The sequence below is a fragment of the Mycolicibacterium pulveris genome (genome assembly GCF_010725725.1).
GTDB classification, from domain to species: Bacteria; Actinomycetota; Actinomycetes; order Mycobacteriales; family Mycobacteriaceae; genus Mycobacterium; species Mycobacterium pulveris.
This window is the reverse complement of the sequence record NZ_AP022599.1, coordinates 4,762,238-4,779,433: the sequence shown is the minus strand read 5'-3', so window position 1 is coordinate 4,779,433 and position 17,196 is coordinate 4,762,238. Positions and strand designations below refer to the sequence as shown.

Sequence of the window (17,196 nt, the reverse complement as noted above, 5' to 3'; positions counted from 1 at the left end):
CATCGACCATCATGGCGCTCATCGCGAGCTGGCACCTGTCTTGGGAGTGGTTCATGGACAGCACGATGCAGGACTTTCCGCTGACGGTGACGGGGATCCTTCGGCACGGCACCCGCTTCTACTCGAATCGCAAGGTCATCACGGCCACGCCTGACGGCTACCGTGACACCGGTTACGGCGAGCTCGGTGCGCGGGTGGCCCAGCTGGCCCACGGGCTGCGGGAACTCGGGGTGACCCCGGGTCAGCGCGTGGCGACGTTCATGTGGAACAACCAGGAACACCTCGAGGCGTACTTCGCCGCCCCGTGCATGGGCGCGGTGCTGCACACGCTCAACATTCGCCTGATGGCCGATCAGCTCACGTTCATCGCCAACCAGGCCGAGGATTCGGTGCTGCTGGTCGACATGTCGCTGGCGCCGTTGCTCGCCCCCATGCTGCCGGCGATGACGACGGTGCACACCGTCGTGGCGGTGGGCGAAGGTGATCTGGGCCCGCTGGCGGAATCGGGGCGCACCGTGGTCCGCTACGACGACCTGATCGCCGGCAAGCCGGTCGAATACGACTGGCCTGATCTGGACGAGAAGAGCGCGGCCGCAATGTGTTACACGAGCGGCACCACCGGAAACCCGAAGGGTGTGGTGTACAGCCATCGGTCGAGCTATCTACATTCGATGGCGGTGTGCATGGCCAACGCGATCGGCCTGGCCGACGGGGACCGGGTGTTGCCGGTGGTGCCGATGTTTCACGCCAACGCATGGGGGCAGCCGTATGCGGCGATGATGGCGGGCGCCGATCAACTGCTGCCCGATCGGTTTCTGCAGGCCGCTCCGCTGGTCGACATGATCGAACGCCACCGCCCGACGATCGCGGCGGCCGTGCCGACCATCTGGAACGATGTGTTGCAGTACCTGCACGCCAACCCCGGTCACGACATTTCGTCGCTGAGGCTTGTCGTCTGCGGGGGTTCGGCGGTTCCGCTCGGGATGATGAAGGAGTACCAGGAACACCACGGCGTGGTGATCCGTCAAGGCTGGGGGATGACCGAGACGTCACCATTGGCGGCGGTGGCCACGCCGCCGCCGGAGGTCACCGGAACCGATCATTGGACGTTGCGCGCGTCGGCAGGCCGGGTGATGTGCGGGGTGGAGACCCGGTTGGTCGACGACGACGGCAACGTGCTGCCCAACGACGGAAAGGCAGTGGGGGAGATCGAAATCCGTGGCCCGTGGATCACCGCGTCGTACTACCGTGACGCCGATCCGGAGAAGTTCGACGACGGCTGGCTGCGAACCGGCGACGTCGGGCGCATCGACCCACAGGGCTTCATCACCCTCACCGACCGCGCCAAGGACGTCATCAAGTCCGGTGGGGAATGGATCTCCTCGGTCGAGTTGGAGTTGCGCCTCGTGGATCATCCGGCCGTGCGGGAGGCGGCCGTGGTGGCGGTGCCCGACGAGCGGTGGCAGGAGCGGCCGTTGGCGGCGGTGGTCGTCCAGGAGGGCACCTCGGTCACACCGCAGGAGCTGCGAAAGCATCTGTGCGACAAGGTAGCTCACTTCTGGCTTCCGGAACGGTGGACGTTCATCGACGAAGTTCCCAAGACCAGCGTCGGAAAGTTCGACAAGAAGCGCATCCGGTCGCAGTATGCCGATGGTGGCTTCCAGGTCATCGAGTGCCGGGAGTGACAGGGCTCAACGTGTGGCGGTGAGTGCCCATCGGATGCCGCCGACGAGAACCCGGCCCGCCACCCGGATCGCAGTCGCCTCGATCGGCGGGAAGTAGGGCAGCAGCAGCGGCTTTCGCGCCCACGCGGGCAGCATCGACACAGACGTCGCCGCGAGCACGCCGTAGGGTCCGCGTGCGACGAGCGGCAGTGGGGGAGTCACCAGCAGGAACCGGGCGGCGTCACGGCCCGCGGCGGTGCCGCGGAGCTCGGGCCGGTACTCCTCGATCCGTTGAGCCAGTTGGCTTTCGGTGCGTGGCGGCTCGGGTACCCCGAGCGCGACGGCGACGCGCGCGGTGTCGGCGACATAGCCGTCGCGGCCGCGTTGGTCGAGCGGCTCCGCGCCGTAGAGTTGATGGGCCAGCAGGAAGCTGTGGGTCTCGGCGATGTGCACCCACTCCAGAAGGTGCGGATCGGCGGCGTGATACGGCCGCCCGTCGGGGGCGACGCCGCGGACACGCTGATGGATGCCGCGTACCCGGTCCACGGCTCGCTGGGCGTCGGCAGCGGGACCGAAGGTTGTGACGGCCAGAAACGTGCTGGTGCGCTGCAGCCGACCCCATGGATCGGCGCGATAGTCGGAGTGGTCGGCGACGCCGGCCATCGCCAGCGGATGCAGTGACTGCAGCAGCAGGGCACTTAGCCCGCCGACGAACATCGACGCGTCGGCGTGCACGCGTCGGATCGGGCGGTCCTCGTCGAACCAGCGCGGCCCGGGGGTGTCGTGGATGCGCACTCGGTTGGCGGGGCCTTCGGGGCCGGCGACCATTCCGAACAGACTGCGTCCCAGGTTCTTGCGCACGGCGTCCAGATCCGGCAGCACCGTCATGCCGTCAACAGTACGGACTTCGACATTGGGCGGACATTGGGTGTCACCGCGCTACCGGACGCGAACCGGTACACGGGCACGCGCGGGTGGTTTAACGTAATGACGTGCGGAAATTGACACGGTCTGTGATCGTGGCGGCGGCAGCTGTGGTCGCGGCGCCTCTGGCGCCTGCACTGACGAACGGTGTCGGCGCCGCGGGGGCTTCAGACAACACATTTATGCCGTTCTCTCAGATACTGCGCCGGTGCGACTTCAGCGAAACCGACTACAACAGCCCGACGGGTCAGGGCAGACCCACCGCCAATATCCGGTCGGACGGCTCGTCTGTGAGCGCTGACGTCCAGCTGGTGCTGGCCATACCGAACATCCCCTACGAGGTACGGCTGATTCAGGTGCCTCGGCCGTCTTCGGCGCCGTGCTGGGGCGCCGACCCCGGTGTCGCGCAGGCCACCTTGCACACCGACGGGGCGGGCGCCGGCGCGGTGACGCTGTCGGACGCGATCGAACCGGGCGCCACCGGGGTGTGGGTGTTCGTCACCCGTCCCGACCCCTTCTCCCAGAACCCCGCCGAGTTCTACACCACCGATCTGATCGCCAAACTTTAGGCGGCGTGGAGGGCGGCGAGGTCGATGCTGATGCGCATTTCGACTTCGCTGACGGTGATCGGCGGTCCACCCGGTGGCGGTGGTGCGGTCGAGTTGTAGGTCGCTCCGGTGGGGGTGATGAACTCGGCCTGGTGCACCCCGTCGACCTCACAGCAGGTGACCCGCCAACCCGGTGCTTCCTTGACGTAATTGCAGCGTTCACACGCGCCCAACCCATTGACTCGGCTGGTGGGTCCGCCGCGATGATGCGGCACCCCATGATCGCGGTGACGGATCGGGGCATCACAGTAGGGGGTGCGACAACGCTGATCCCGCAACCCGATAAACAACGCCAACGCCTTGGGAAACCGCCGCGCGCGGGACTCCATCGCCACCAACGCCCCCGATTCGGGATGCCGATACAACCGCCGCAACGAAGCCACCGCGTTCTTGTCGGCCACCGCGGCAGCCACCACCTTGCGCGCCACCGCCGCCGGGATCGGTCCATAACCGTCCACAACCGCCGGGTGCTCATCGTCACCCAGCAGGGTCTGATCGCTGATCACCAGATTGACCGCCACCGACTCAGGCTGCTCGGCCGGGCAACCGGTGACGCGCTCCACCAGCGTGTCGGCCATCACCTGACCCCGCGAACGGTCATCGAACGTGGTGTCCGCGGAGCGCTTCAACGCCGCATACACCCCCACCCCCTGAGCCACCGGCAACAACGCCGTCACATAGGTCATGGTGTCCGGGGCCGGGCGGATACTGACATTGCGGTCTTTTTCGGCTTTGGCCGCCCGATCGACCACCGCCTGCGGATCCAGCCGATAGGCGATCTTTTTGGCCTCGGCCTCCACCTGCTTGTCACCCATGCCGTCCAGGGCGGCGATGTCAGCGCACATCTCGGCATCCAGCGTGCGCCGATCCTCGACGGTCAGGCAGGCTGATTCACGCACGATCAGCGTCGCGCGCCACTCCGAGAGCGCCCCGCACTCCAACGCCGCCAACGTATGCGGCATCTCGAACACCAACGCCTTGGCAAAACCCAGATGCCGGCCCCCACGCGACGGATGATCCCGGCGTGCCAACGCCACCTCACTGGCCAACCCCCGACCCTGCTTCGAGCGAGGCATCCCCGCCGCGGCCTCGCCCGCGCGCCGCTTGGTATCCAACAACGCCGCAGCACGGGCCTGACCGGCCGCCGCCGCGGACTTCACCTGCTCCAACACCGCGATCCGCTCGACCAACACCGCCTCATCAGCCCCCGCATCCACCGAGGCCAACTGCGCGATATCGAACATGACTCGAACCTAAACAAGGGGTCCGACAAATCCCGGACCCGCAGCGTCAGGCGGGCACAATCACGGTGAGATCGTTGTCGTTCCGCTCCACCCGCATGCCTGCGCGCCGCGCGATCGTCGCGACGGCGGCGGCGTCGTCGGGTTCGCCCCTGGACGCCGCCAGGGTTCGGGCCAACCTGCCCTTGTGGGCCTTGTTGAAATGGGTGACCACTTTGCGCGCGCCACCGGAATCCTCGGCGACGACGTCGACGCGCACCGCGCCGGCGAGCCTGCCGAGCGATGCGTATGAGCCCGAACGCAGATCGACCACCAATTGGCTTTCGGCCAGCTTCGCGAGCACCGGTTCCAGCAACGGTCGCCATCGAGCGGCGAGCGTTGGCCCGTTCGGCAACTTCGAGGTCGCCGAGAGCCGGTATGCGGGGATCTGATCGTCGGCACGCAACAGCCCGAACAGGGCGGAGCCGATGACCAACCGCTCTCTGGCGCGGGCGGCGGCGCCGCCCCGCAGCGACTCGATGTCCAGCGCGTCGTACAGCACTCCTGTGTAGCGACGGATCGCGGGCAGGGTGGCCGCCGTGCGGAGTTCGGCGTTGCGATCGATCTCGGCATCCTGCGACGCCGACAGCCCGAGCGCCTTTCGGCACGCTGTGCGGTCCTCTGCCAATTCCACGAGGTCGTCGACCAACGCGGCGCGCATCGGGGTCAACTCGGGACCGCTCAGCGATTCCAGTCGCAGCGGTGGCCCGTCGCCCCCGGCTCGCTTGGTCTCGGACGGCGGCAGTAGGACGATCACGCCGCAGAGATTATCTGGGCGAGCGCCGGGGTCAGGCCGGCGGCATATCGGGTGCCGGTGGTGCGCCCGGTGCGGGCGGCGGCGGCATCCCCGGCGGCGGTGGCGGCGGTGCGAACGGGTCCGCGGGTGGCGGCGGGGCTCCAGGTGCCGGCGGATGCTCGGCACCCATCAGCACCACCGGGGCAGGCGGCGCGTCCGGATGCACCGGCTGTTCCGGCGGCATGGGAAGGAACATGTGCTTGGTGAACTGCTCCTGATAAGCGCCTCCACCGCCGACCTTCACCCCGCCGCCTTCACCTGCAGAGACGGCAGTGCCATCGGGCAGTGTCACCGCGGTGTGGCCACTGTTCCAGCCGACCACCAGGGCGCCAGGCTGGGTCCCGTACTGAAACCCACGCGCCCGCAGTGCGCTCTCGATGTTCCCGGTGTGGAACCGGTCACCATAAATCGGTCGTCCTGTTGCCGCGTTCGTGACCCAAGAGACCAGGCCCGAGCAGTCCGTACCGGCGGGGGAGTCGCCACCGGTGACATACGGCGTGCCCGACACCTGGTTCACAAGCGCCAGCAGCGTCGCGATAGCAAACATGCGGCCGGACGTTAACAGAGCGATTTGCGGGCCTGCAAAAACTGTGATGGCATTCACAAACGCTCATGCATATTGCGCAGTTCACGAATGGCATTGAGCGTGACAGTTTTTCGCTCCCGCGTAGCAACATCGAATGCCAACAGCCAATCAGTAACCCGTTCAAGCGAATTACAACGTATCACTCAACGGATATCGCGAAAATCCTTTGTTGACCATGTAATTCGAGATCAAGAAAAAAATCACTCAACCATAGGCGAGCAGCAAAGGCACCGCCTGCTCAGCGAACGTCAGCGACCCGTGATGCCCGATCAGCGATGACTCCATCGGCTCGATCTCACGCCGCACCATCGCGGCCGAACCCCGCGCGGCGGCCACCACGTCACCGATACGCGGCCTGACCGCATCATTGACCCGCTCACCGAACCAACCAGCGTCGATCGCCTGGTCCCGAGACACCACCCAGGCCCGATCAGCCAGCGACTCCTGCCAGGTCACGAGCACGTCAGCCAGCGCGCCGTCCTCGATGTAGACGTGGCGGGCCCGCGGCTCGCCGCCGACGGCCGCCACACCGTTGAGCAGCGCCTGGCGATCATCGATGTCGACGACGTCGGCGGGGTCCACGCTCACCATGCCGTGATCGGCCACGACGGCGAGCAGCCGACCGGGCGGCATCTCCTCCAGAATCGACGCCACCAGCCGATCGACATGACGCAGCTGCATCCGCCACGCCGCCGAGCCCGGCCCGTACAAGTGGCCGAGCAGGTCGAGCTCGCTGTGGTATGCGTAGCAGAACCCGTTGGCGGACAAGGTCTCTCGCACCCTTGATGCGAGGTCACCGAGTGCGTGGACGCCGACGTACTGTCCGCCGCGCAGCGCAGCCCGGGTGAGACCCGAGTTGGTGAACTGGGCGCCGGAGATGATGTTGACCGCCACGCCGGCGGACGTCGCCCGTTCGAACACCGTTGGATGCGGTTGCACGTCCTCCGGCGGCACCTCAACCCGAAGGTCGTCTCCCCACGGGTGCGGCCTCCACCGCAACGGGTTGATGAGCCCAACGTCGGGCAGCCGGAAGGAATAGCCCACCAGGCCGTGTTCACCGGTGCGGCAGCCGGTGCCCAAGGCCGTCAGCCCGGCCACCGTCGTCGACGGAAACCCGACCTGCAGCGTCTGTCCTCGCAGCCCGGCGAGTACGGGCGCGTCGGCCACGTGGGCGTCGAGCAGCTCGGCTCCGAGTCCGTCGATCAGCAGCACACACGCACCCGCGATGTCACCTCGCAGCGGGATGCGGGCCTCGAAGCCCGCACTTCCCATCGCGGCGAGGACGGACGGCACCACGTCGGCCAGGTGAGGGAGGTCGGGATCGGGCTGTGGCAGGTCCACGAGCCGAGCCTGCCACAGCCGGCCCGGCCAGGGTCTTTGACTAGGCAATCGGCTGCCTTTACCCGGCCTTGACCGTCTGTTGAATCGCCGTACTGACGATGCTCAGGTGATTACGCTTCAACAGGTGGAGCTGGGGGTTCTGGGTCCTCTCCAGGTCCGGCAGTACGGCCTGCCGGTGACCATCCCGGGCGCGAAGCCTCGCGCCGTCCTCACGATGCTCGGATTGCACGGCGGCACGGTCGTGTCCGCAGACGTGCTCCTCGAGTTGCTGTGGGGCGACGAGCCGCCCCGCACCGCCGCGAAAGCCCTGCAGACTCATATCTCTTCACTTCGGCGTGCCCTGGGCGACGGGTTCATCGTCACGGAGGGCGCCGGTTGGACGCTGTGCACGGCGGAGGTCGATGCCATGCGGTACACGGCGGCGATCAGAAGAGGGCGCGACGCCATCGCCGCCGGAGATGCCGGCCAAGCTGTCGCGCATTTCGACAAGGCGTTGGCGCTCTGGCGCGGCGTTCCCGAACTGCCCGACGGCCCACGTGGAGCATCCGAGAAGACACGCTGGCTTGAGGGCCATGCCTCGCTGGTGGAGGATCGCGCCGACGCGGTGCTTGCGACGGGGCGGGCCGCCGAGATCATCGGTGAGCTCGAAGCGGCCGTCGCCGAAGCACCGCTGCGCGAAAGGCGCTGGGGTCAGTTGATGCTCGCCCTTTACCGAGCGGGCAGGCAGGGTGAAGCGCTCGGCGCCTATCAGAGGGCTCGATCGCTGTTGGCCGACGAACTCGGGGTCGATCCCGGCCCGGATCTTCGCCGCTTGGAAGCCGCGATCGTCGCGCAGGACAGCGCACTGGAAGTTCCTGTGGCACCGCAGCTTTCAGTGACACGTGCGGTGACCTTCCTGCTCACCGACATCGAGGGGTCGACGGCGGCGTGGGAGGCTGACGCGGAGGCGATGGCGGTCGCGTTGGCGCGGCACGACGAGATCGTCGAGCAGGTCGTCACCTCCCGCGGAGGGCGGCTGATCAAGACCCGCGGCGAAGGAGATGCGACGTTCTCGGTCTTCGACCGGCCTTCCGGGGCCGCGATGGCTGCTGTCGATCTGCAGGAAGCGATTCGCCTGGAGCCCTGGAATCTCGCGCAGCCCATGCGTGTTCGCGTTGCGCTGCACACCGGCGAGGTCGAGCTTCGCGACGGCGACTACTTCGGTCGAGCGGTCAACCGCGCCGCCCGGCTGCGTTCCCTTGCGGCCGGCGGCCAGATCCTGTGTTCGGGGGCCACCGCCGAACTGGTCATCGACTCGCTCCCCGAGGACGTTGTGCTGGCCGATCTCGGGACGCGCCAGCTACGCAACCTCGCGCGCCCGGAGCACGTGTTCGAACTTCGTCTGCAGGCCGACGAATCTCCCTCGGTGACATCCGAAGAGCCCTTCGAACGCCCAGCACTGCCTGCCGTACTGGCCGGACCCGGCCCGTTCGTCGGGCGCGGCCACGAGCTCGGCCGACTTCTGAGCTCATGGCAGGTGACGCTCGCCGCCGGCACGCGCGCCGTGCTGATCGCCGGAGAACCGGGTGTCGGCAAGACGCGACTCGCCGGCGAATGGTCACGCCAGGCCTACGAGCAGGGCGCCGTCGTGCTCTACGGCCGGTGCGACGAGGATCTGGGTGCGCCGTACCAGCCGTTCGCCGAAGCGCTTCGGTCGCTGGTTCCGTCCCTCGGCACCGACCGCTTGCGCGGGCTACGCGGCGTCGAGGCTCTGCTTCCGCTGGTTCCGCGGCTGACCGATGTGTTGCCCGATTTGGCGGCGCCGCATCACGCCGACCCGGACACCGAACGCTATGCGCTCTTCGACGCAGTGGTCGGGCTGCTGGGAATCGCCTCCGCGGCCGCGCCCATCGTCGTGGTCCTCGACGATCTGCATTGGGCCGCCAAACCGACCCTGCTGCTGATGCGCCATCTGCTGCGGTTCGGCGAGCACGCTCGTGTCCAGATTGTCGGCACGTACCGCAGCACCGACCTCGACCGCTCCCATCCACTGGCCGCGATGCTCGCCGACCTTCACCGTGACGGCTCCGCCGATCGCCTCGCGCTCGGGGGACTCGACGAAGACGAGGTCACCGAATATGTCGTCGAGGCCGGCTACGACGACGAGGAGCTCGCCCAGGCATTGGCGTCGGTCACAGGCGGAAACCCGTTCTTCCTCATCGAGGCACTCCGTCACGTCGACGAGAGCGGCGGCCATTGGGATCCCAGCACCTTGCCGCAAGGTGTCCGGGAGGCTGTGAGTCGCAGGCTTTCTCGTCTTCAGTCCGAGACCAACAAGGCACTGGCCGCGGCCGCGGTCGTGGGCAGCAGATTCGCCATCGACCTCGTCGAGCGGGTGATGGATCAGGACCTCGTCGACGCGTTCGACGAAGCGTGCAAAGCCGGCATCGTCATCGAAGAGCAGGGCGGCCGCTACCGGTTCAACCATGCCCTCGTGCGGCAGGCTTTGCTCGCCGAGCTTCCGTCGGTGCGGCGCATGCGGCTGCATCAGCACATCGCCGCAACGCTCGAGGCCGAACCCGGCGCCGACGAGGACCTCCTTGACGAACTCGCCTATCACTACTTCGAATGCGCGTGGGCGGGCAATGCGGCCAAGGCTGTCCATTACTGCCGGCGGGCGGCGGACCAGGCGATGGCGCGACTGGCTTACGAAAGCGCCGCCGATCATTACGACAGAGCACTACACGCGCTCGATGAGCTCGACGACGAGCTGGCCGACCGCGAGGATTTGCAGGCCGAACTGCTCATTGCCCGCTGTGAAGCGCTGCTCGCCGCCGGTGATGTGGTGTCGGCGAAGGGTGCAGTTGCCCAACTGCAGCAGGCTGCAGGTGATTCCGCGCGCCTGGCAGCGTGGGGGACCAGCTTCGATGGTCAGGTTTCGATGCTGACCGATCCGGAGCGGTTGGACGAGATCGAATCGGCAGTCGCCTTGGCCGCCGAAACGCTGGCCGGAATGGACGACGCCGCGGGCGAGGCCAACGCTCACACGGTGCGGGCCGGATGCCTAGCTCGCCTAGGGCGGGTTGCCGACTGCGAATCCGCGTTGGATCAGGCTCTCACGGCTGCGCGACGCTCGGGGGAGCACCGGCGGGTCAACGCGGTGCTGGCCGGTGCTCCGCTGGCCGCGCTCTGGGGCCCCAATCCGGTTCCGCGCGCGGGCGGGCGGTGTCTGGACGTGGTTCGGCTGCTGCGGATCACGACGGGTTCGCCGGTCGTGGAGGCGACGTCGACCAGGTGCCAGGGGGTGCTGGACGCGTTTCGCGGACGCGCTGCGGCGGGCCGGCACCTGATCGAGTCGGCACGACGGACGCTCACCGAACTCGGTATGCGACACGCCTTGTTGGAAGTTGACCAGTTCGCGGGCATCGTCGAGCTCGTCGCCGACGAACCCGCGGCAGCCGAGCCGTGTCTGCGCCGGGCCTACGACGGTTTTCGGCGGATGCGCCTCGATGCCGACACGGCCGAGAGCGCCGCGTTGCTGGCTCGCGCATGCCTCGCACTGGACAGAGCCGCCGAAGCCGACGAACTATGCACGGAGAGTGAACGTCTCGCCGGCCACGCGCTGAAGCCGTCGATCGCCTGGCGCAGTGTGCGAGCACAGTTGCTGGCGCACAGCGGTGTCCACGACGAGGCACGCCGGGTGGCCGAGGAAGCGGTCGCGTTGGCCGGCCGCACCGATGCTCTTGTCGATCACGGCGACGCGTGCCTGGCGCTGGCGACGGTACTGGGAGCGGCCGGCGATGTCTCGGGGGCACGAGCGGCCGCACAGGAAGCGCTGGCGCTATATGAACGCAAAGGCGCCGCGGCACTTGCGGAGAAGGCGCGGACCGCCTTCGGCGCGCAACCTCCGACAGCACCGACTTCTGCGGACACCACGACCGTCGAGCTAGACAACGCCTGCGTGCGTGCGCTTACGCGGCTGGATGCCGCGATCGCTGAGGGAGCCTGGGACGAAGTCGACCGGCTGGTGTCACAAGGCATCTCCATTGAGAGCCGACGGAAGATCGTCGGCTTTCCCCGTGTCGAACTACGGTCCGTCCCTCAGCGCGAAACTAGTCGCTACCGCGAACTGTTTCCGCGCCGACACCGTCGCGTGATTGTTGCCACGCGAGGTGACCGCGTCGCACTGACCCGAGTAGAGCTGCGCACTTCCGACCAGACCCCAGGGGCACCGCGGGACGAGATGCTCCAACTGTTCGCCGTCGATGAAGTGGGCCGCATAGCGCTGTCCGTGTGGTTCGACACCGACGACATGGACGCTGCTGTCGCCGAACTCGACGTTGTGCACACCCGGTTCCAGGCGACAGAACGGCAAGTACCGCTCGAGAACACCGCGACTCGCGTCGATGATCGGTTGATCGGTCTCTATGTCGACAATCGCCTGGACGAGGTCGGTGCACTGTTCGCGGAGAACATGCAGCTCGACGACCGGCGGCAGGGTCTTCGCAGCGTGACCAGCGGCCGCGAAACGATGGTCGAAGATGTTCGCGCGATCGCAGCCTTAGGCGCCAACATCACCAAGACGACGATCGCACTGCGAGGCGATCGTCTCTGCCTCAGCCACATGCGTTTTGAAAAGCCCGCCGCAGGAAGCGCCCCCTTCTGGGCCGAAGCACTCGAGATCACCGAAGTCGGCGCTGACGCGTTGATCGTCGCCAAGATCGACTTGGCGCCCGACGATCTCGACGCTGCCTTCGCCGAACTCGATACTCGATACGCCGCAGGCGAAGCGGCCGAGCATTCAGGCACGTGGTCGACGATCGCGGCTATGTTCGTCGCGCACAATCGGCGCCAACTGCCGTCGATGACAACGGATGTGATCAGCGCCGGGTGGGATTTCGACCAGGGCATCAACGTCTACGTCGAGTCAGTGCATCGAATCAACGAACTCGGCGCCGTTGTCACCTGGACAGCACATGGAACGTCGCACATCGGGTTCAACGCGGAGTGGCGGGGTGTCGACCTGGTGACGGTCGACGGCGGCCTCGTCAGCCGTGCCGAAGTGTTCGACGAGGCAGATCTCGACGCCGCGCTTGCACGCTTCGACGAACTCAGCCGACCGCCGCAGGTCGTGGAGAACACGGCGGCCCGGGTGCTTGAACGACTATTCGAGTCGTTCGCAGACCGGGACTGGGTCGCCATGGCAAGCCTGTTTGCCGACGACTTCCACGGGCACGACCGTCGATCGGTCGTGAAACTCGATATTCGTGAGCCGGACGCTCTCATCGAAAGTCACCGTGTGGGACTTGAGTTCGGGATCAGTGCGGCGTCGCCAACCACGATAGCGATCCGCGGAGAGCACCTGGCTCTGGCGCACGTCCACTACGGGGTAAGCGACGAACAGCCGGGCGCATTTGAGGTCCATGTTCTGCATTTGGTGGAGGTCGATTCCGATGAGCGGATCGCCGCAATTGTGGCGTTCGATGTCGACGACATCGATGCCGCCATCGCCGAGCTGAATGAAAGGTACGCCGTCGGGGAGGCGGCACCGTACGCCGAGACGTGGTCAGTCCTCACACAGGCTTACGAGGCACTCAACCGGCACGAACTCCCGCCCGCAACACCGGGTTGGGCGGACCAAGATCGTCGTCGGATCGCGACGATTCAGTCGGGCGCCATGGCAACATACCTCCGGGACTCCTGGGCTGCCATGTCGCACGGCCGCATGTACATCAAGCGGGTCCATCGGATGACCCAAAACGGAGCGGTCCTGACTCACGCCGGGTACGGAACGACCACCGAAGGCTTCGACGCGGAGTGGCAGGTCATCATCGTTGTCACAATCGACGGGCAGTTGATCGACCGTTGCGAGCTATTCGATGCCGATGACCTCGACGCCGCGCTGGCTCGCTTCGATGAACTCAGTCGACCGGTACCGCGACTGGAGAATGCGGCCTGCCGCGTGGGTGACCGCTTGCTTGCCGCCTACGCAACACGCGACTGGGCCGCAGTGGCGGACAAAGTCGCCGACAACTTCCACGGCGACGACCGCCGTCGGGTGGTGAACGCCGGCCTTCATGGCCGGGACGCCTTCGTTGAAGCTCTACGTGCGACCGTCGAACTCGGCGGCCCACAAGCGATATCAGACCCCGTCGCGATCCGAGAAGAACGCCTCGTCCTCACTCGTGTCCGATACGTGCTCGGTGATGACGATCCCGATGCGTTCCGCGTCGATCTTCTGCAGATCGTGGAAATCGACGCCGACGACCGGATCGCGACGGTTGTCACGTTCGACCCGGACGACATCGACGCCGCGTTCGAGGAACTCGACGCGCGTTACCTCGCCGGCGAAGCGGCCCCCCACGCCCGGACGTGGTCAGTGATCGTCAGCGCCTACGCCGCCTTCAACCGGCGAGAGATCGCCGCGACGACACCAGAATGGGAAAACGTCGACCATCGTCGCGGAGCGGCCTTCGCCCCCGGCGAGATGGCGGCGTACCTCCAAGCCGCATGGGACGATTCGCCCGACACCAAGATCTACATAGCGGACGTACATCGACTCAGCGATGTCGGAGCGGTTGTCACACATGTCGCGCACGGGCTCTCGCGAGAAGACTTCGACGCCGAATGGCGCGACGTTCATCTTGTCAAAGTCGACGGTGATACGGTCAGCCGCTGCGAACTCTTCGATGAGTCCGACATCGACGCCGCGGTCGCGACATTCGACGAACTCGAGCGTTCGGCATCCCTGCCGGAATACGCGGCACACCACGTGTACAAGCGCTTCAGGGAATGTTTCGCGGCTCGCGACTGGGACGCTATGTGCCAGATCTTCGCCGACAACTTTCTCCTTGACGATCGGCGGCGGACCGTGAACGCCGGTGTACGCCACGGTCCGCACGCCGAGATCGAAGACTTGCAGGCGGCCGCCGAAGTCGGGTTCACCGACATGGCCATGGCCACGATTGCGACCAGCGGTCCACGCCTGGCCCTCGCGCGTGTCCATTGGTCGCGCCAGGACGACCACTCCGAGGCGTTTCACAACGAGTGGCTGGGCGTTTTGGAGATCGATACAGACGAGAGACTCCACGCCCTTGTGATGTTCCATCTCACCGACATCGATGCCGCCTTCGAGGAACTCGACTCCCGATATCTGACAAGCGAGGCCCTCCAGTATGCGCAGGTATGGTCGACGATCGTTGCCTCGTACAGCGCGGTCAATGACCATCGGTTTCCCGACGTGACATCGGACTGGGTCAACGTCGATCACCGACGTGGCGCAATCGCGGTGGCGCCTGGCGACCTGATGTCGATCGCTGAAGCGACCTGGCAGCTCTATCCCGACGCGAAGGCATACATCGAGTCAGTGCACCGGCTGAACGGTATTGGGGCGGTGCTCACGCACGTCGCGTACGCGACCTCGACACACGGCTTCGAAGCCGAGTGGCGGGAGATCGTCGTATCGACGGTCGACGGCAACGCGATTGGTCGAAGCGAGCGGTTCGACGAGACAGATCTCGACGCCGCGATCGCAAAGTTCGATGAGCTCTCCGGGAGGGCTTCACAACTCGACAATGCAGCGACCCAGAGCCGGTTATTGGTCGCCGACGCGTTGAACCGCCGCGACTTCGATGGGGTGATCGCACTCGGCACGGCTGACGGACACTATGAGGATCGGCGTAAGGGTCTGCGTCACGAGGCACGGGGAACCGAATTGCACAGGGTGACATACGGGTTGAACAAGGTTCCGGCAGGCTGGATGCTCGAGGTCGTCCCCCTTGCGACAAGAGGATCGCGCTTAGCGCTGACCCGCGACATTTTCCGCGATACCACGGAGCCCGACCAGCCGATCACGGCCGAGCATCTGACGCTCACCGAAGTCGACGACGGCGGCTTGGTCAGCCGTTCGCTGCTTTTCGATGCCGATGACGTCGACGCGGCATTCGCCGAACTCGAGAGCCGCTACCTCGCCGGCGAAGCGGGCGAGTACGCCCAGACCTGGTCGGTGATCGTGAACTCGTTCAACGCGGTCAACAACCGTGAGCTACCTCGAGTGACTCCAAACTGGGTGAACATCGATCACCGGCATGGAAGCTCTTTCGCGCCAGGGGATCTGATCGCTTTCCTCGGCGCATCATGGGACGACACCTCCGACATCTGCATCTACATCGAAGCGGTGCATCGCCTCACCGAGGCCGGCGCGGTGTTGACCGGCGTCACGCGGGGTACCTCACGCGAGGGTTTCGAGGCCGAATGGCGGGATGTCAGCCTGCAGACGGTCGACGACGGCATGATCAGCCGATGCGAACTCTACGACGTCGCCGACATCGACACAGCGCTCGCGCGACTCGACGAACTCAGCCGGCGCACGACGCCACTCGTGAACGCCGCTACGCTCGCCTGGACACGGATCGTCGAGGCAACCAACCGCCGCGACGTCGACGGCTTCCTTGCGGTCGCGGCCGCCGACAACCGTTACGAGGATCGACGAAAAGGTCTGCGTGACGAAGGAACAGCGCAGCCAGAAGTAGTGCGCGCGCTGTTCGAGATCACGAAGAGAATGCGACTGGAAACCGCGCCGCTTGCCATAAGGGGAGCTCGGCTCTCACTGACCCGAGACACATACCGCGATGCCACGGCAACGGATCAACCGATCACCGGCGAGCACCTCACGCTGACTGAAGTTGACGATGACAACCTCGTGCGTACCTCGATACGTTTCGATCCTGACGACATCGACGCGGCCGTCAGGGAACTCGACGCGCGTTACGTGGCGGGCGAGGCGGCCGCCTATTCGGACACCTGGTCAAAAGTCACTGACGCTTACGCCGCACTCAACCGGCACGAACTACCCCTCACCACACCGGATTGGGTCAATCTCGATCACCGCGGTGCGACGGCATTCGCATCCGGTGACCTGGGCCCATACATCCGTGCCGGGTGGGATCTCGGCGAAGAGTTCAAAGTCGACATCGAGGCCGTCCATCGCCTGACCCACCTCGGGGCCGTTGTCACCACGGCGGCTCGGGGGATCTCGGGAACCGGGTTCGACGCAGAGTGGCGGCAGGTGGTCCTGCTGACTTTCGAAGGTAGCCGCATCAACCGACTCGAGGTGTTCGAAGAGCCAGACATCGACGCCGCGCTGGCACGGTTAAATGAGCTCAGTCGGCCCTCGGAACCAGCGGGCAACGCTGCCAGCAAGATGTTCGAGCGGATCTGGATGCACTGCGCCGCACGCGAGTGGGACGCGATGGCAGAGTTACTCGCCGTTGACATATTCGCCGACGACCGCCGGCGTGTCATCAATGACGGGTTCCGACGGGGTAGGGAAGCCTTCGTCGCGAATATGCGTGCGGTTGTCGACATCGGGACGGGTGACATCACATCGGCGGCGGCCGCTACACGTGGGCAGCGCCTCGCCCTCAACCGTGTACGCGCCCAACGGTTTCACACCGAGGTACTCCAACTCGTCGAGCTGGACGCAGACCAGCGCTTCGTGACATCCACTGTCGTTTTCGATGTCGATGACACCGACAACGCCTTCGCAGAACTCGACGCGCGCTATGTCGCCGGCGAAGCGGCGGAGCACGCCCGGACGTGGTCGGCGGTCGCAGGATCAATCACGGCCGTGAACAGTCATCGGCTACCCGACGTGACGCCCGACTGGGTGAGCATTGACCACCGGCGGGGCGCGATCGCGTTCGCACCCGGCGACCTGCAGACGTACCTCCGAACACTCTTGGATGACTCACCGCAGTTCAGGGTCCACATCACGGCCGTGCACCGCCTGAACGGCAGGGGAGCTGTCGTCACCTACACCGCATGCGCAACCTCGGCGCACGGCTTTGAAGTCGAGTGGCGAGAGATCGCCTTGTCGACCGTCGACGGTGACCGGATCAGTCGATGCGAACTATTCGACGAGATCGATCTCGAAGCGGCCCTGGCACGGTTCGACGAACTCGACGAGACGGCCTGAACCATTGACATGCAGCCGCCCGGCTGCCTATAGTCATACATG

At 66.1% G+C, this 17,196-nt stretch carries 8 protein-coding genes; 3 read left to right on the top strand and 5 right to left on the bottom strand.

The window, feature by feature from the left end:
- The first annotated feature begins 53 nt into the window (after positions 1 to 53).
- Entirely contained in the window at positions 54 to 1,685 is a 1,632-nt protein-coding gene (locus G6N28_RS23120; protein ID WP_163906569.1) for a fatty acid--CoA ligase, read from the top strand.
- Positions 1,686 to 1,691: 6 nt separating this feature from the next.
- Here G6N28_RS23120 and G6N28_RS23115 read toward each other — a convergent pair whose 3' ends face one another.
- A complete protein-coding gene (locus G6N28_RS23115; RefSeq protein WP_163904389.1) occupies positions 1,692 to 2,552 on the bottom strand; it encodes an oxygenase MpaB family protein in 861 nt (286 codons plus the stop codon).
- A 326-nt stretch (positions 2,553 to 2,878) separates the two neighbouring features.
- On the opposite strand from G6N28_RS23115, the gene G6N28_RS27225 reads away from it, so the two are divergent.
- Positions 2,879 to 3,157 carry a hypothetical protein gene (locus G6N28_RS27225; protein WP_235674669.1) on the top strand — a complete coding sequence of 93 codons (279 nt, stop codon included), beginning with the start codon at positions 2,879 to 2,881 and terminating at the stop codon, positions 3,155 to 3,157.
- Here the strand turns inward: G6N28_RS27225 and G6N28_RS23105 are convergent.
- The 4 genes from G6N28_RS23105 to G6N28_RS23090 form a co-directional block, all read right to left on the bottom strand.
- Positions 3,154 to 4,440 (bottom strand): HNH endonuclease, encoded by a 1,287-nt coding sequence (locus tag G6N28_RS23105; RefSeq protein ID WP_163904385.1) that lies wholly within the window; start codon positions 4,438 to 4,440, stop codon positions 3,154 to 3,156. The genes G6N28_RS27225 and G6N28_RS23105 overlap by 4 nt on opposite strands.
- Before the next feature lie 46 nt (positions 4,441 to 4,486).
- The gene (gene yaaA / locus G6N28_RS23100; protein WP_163904383.1) at positions 4,487 to 5,233 is read right to left on the bottom strand and encodes a peroxide stress protein YaaA; all 747 of its coding nucleotides are present in this window, start codon (positions 5,231 to 5,233) and stop codon (positions 4,487 to 4,489) included.
- A gap of 31 nt (positions 5,234 to 5,264) precedes the next feature.
- Positions 5,265 to 5,819 (bottom strand): NlpC/P60 family protein, encoded by a 555-nt coding sequence (locus G6N28_RS23095; protein ID WP_163904381.1) that lies wholly within the window; start codon positions 5,817 to 5,819, stop codon positions 5,265 to 5,267.
- 243 nt (positions 5,820 to 6,062) lie between these two features.
- The gene (locus tag G6N28_RS23090) at positions 6,063 to 7,199 is read right to left on the bottom strand and encodes an alkaline phosphatase family protein (RefSeq protein WP_163904379.1); all 1,137 of its coding nucleotides are present in this window, start codon (positions 7,197 to 7,199) and stop codon (positions 6,063 to 6,065) included.
- A gap of 124 nt (positions 7,200 to 7,323) precedes the next feature.
- Here G6N28_RS23090 and G6N28_RS23085 point away from each other — a divergent pair, with 124 nt between their 5' ends.
- Positions 7,324 to 17,154 carry an ATP-binding protein gene (locus G6N28_RS23085; RefSeq protein ID WP_163904377.1) on the top strand — a complete coding sequence of 3,277 codons (9,831 nt, stop codon included), beginning with the start codon at positions 7,324 to 7,326 and terminating at the stop codon, positions 17,152 to 17,154.
- Positions 17,155 to 17,196: the final 42 nt, after the last annotated feature.

What these genes read in the sequence shown, in the direction of transcription:
- G6N28_RS23120 (WP_163906569.1), top strand. Translation starts at nt 54, where the DNA reads ATGGACAGCACGATGCAGGACTTTCCGCTGACGGTGACGGGGATCCTT.
- G6N28_RS23115 (WP_163904389.1), bottom strand. Translation starts at nt 2,552, where the DNA reads ATGACGGTGCTGCCGGATCTGGACGCCGTGCGCAAGAACCTGGGACGC.
- G6N28_RS23105 (WP_163904385.1), bottom strand. Translation starts at nt 4,440, where the DNA reads ATGTTCGATATCGCGCAGTTGGCCTCGGTGGATGCGGGGGCTGATGAG.
- G6N28_RS23095 (WP_163904381.1), bottom strand. Translation starts at nt 5,819, where the DNA reads ATGTTTGCTATCGCGACGCTGCTGGCGCTTGTGAACCAGGTGTCGGGC.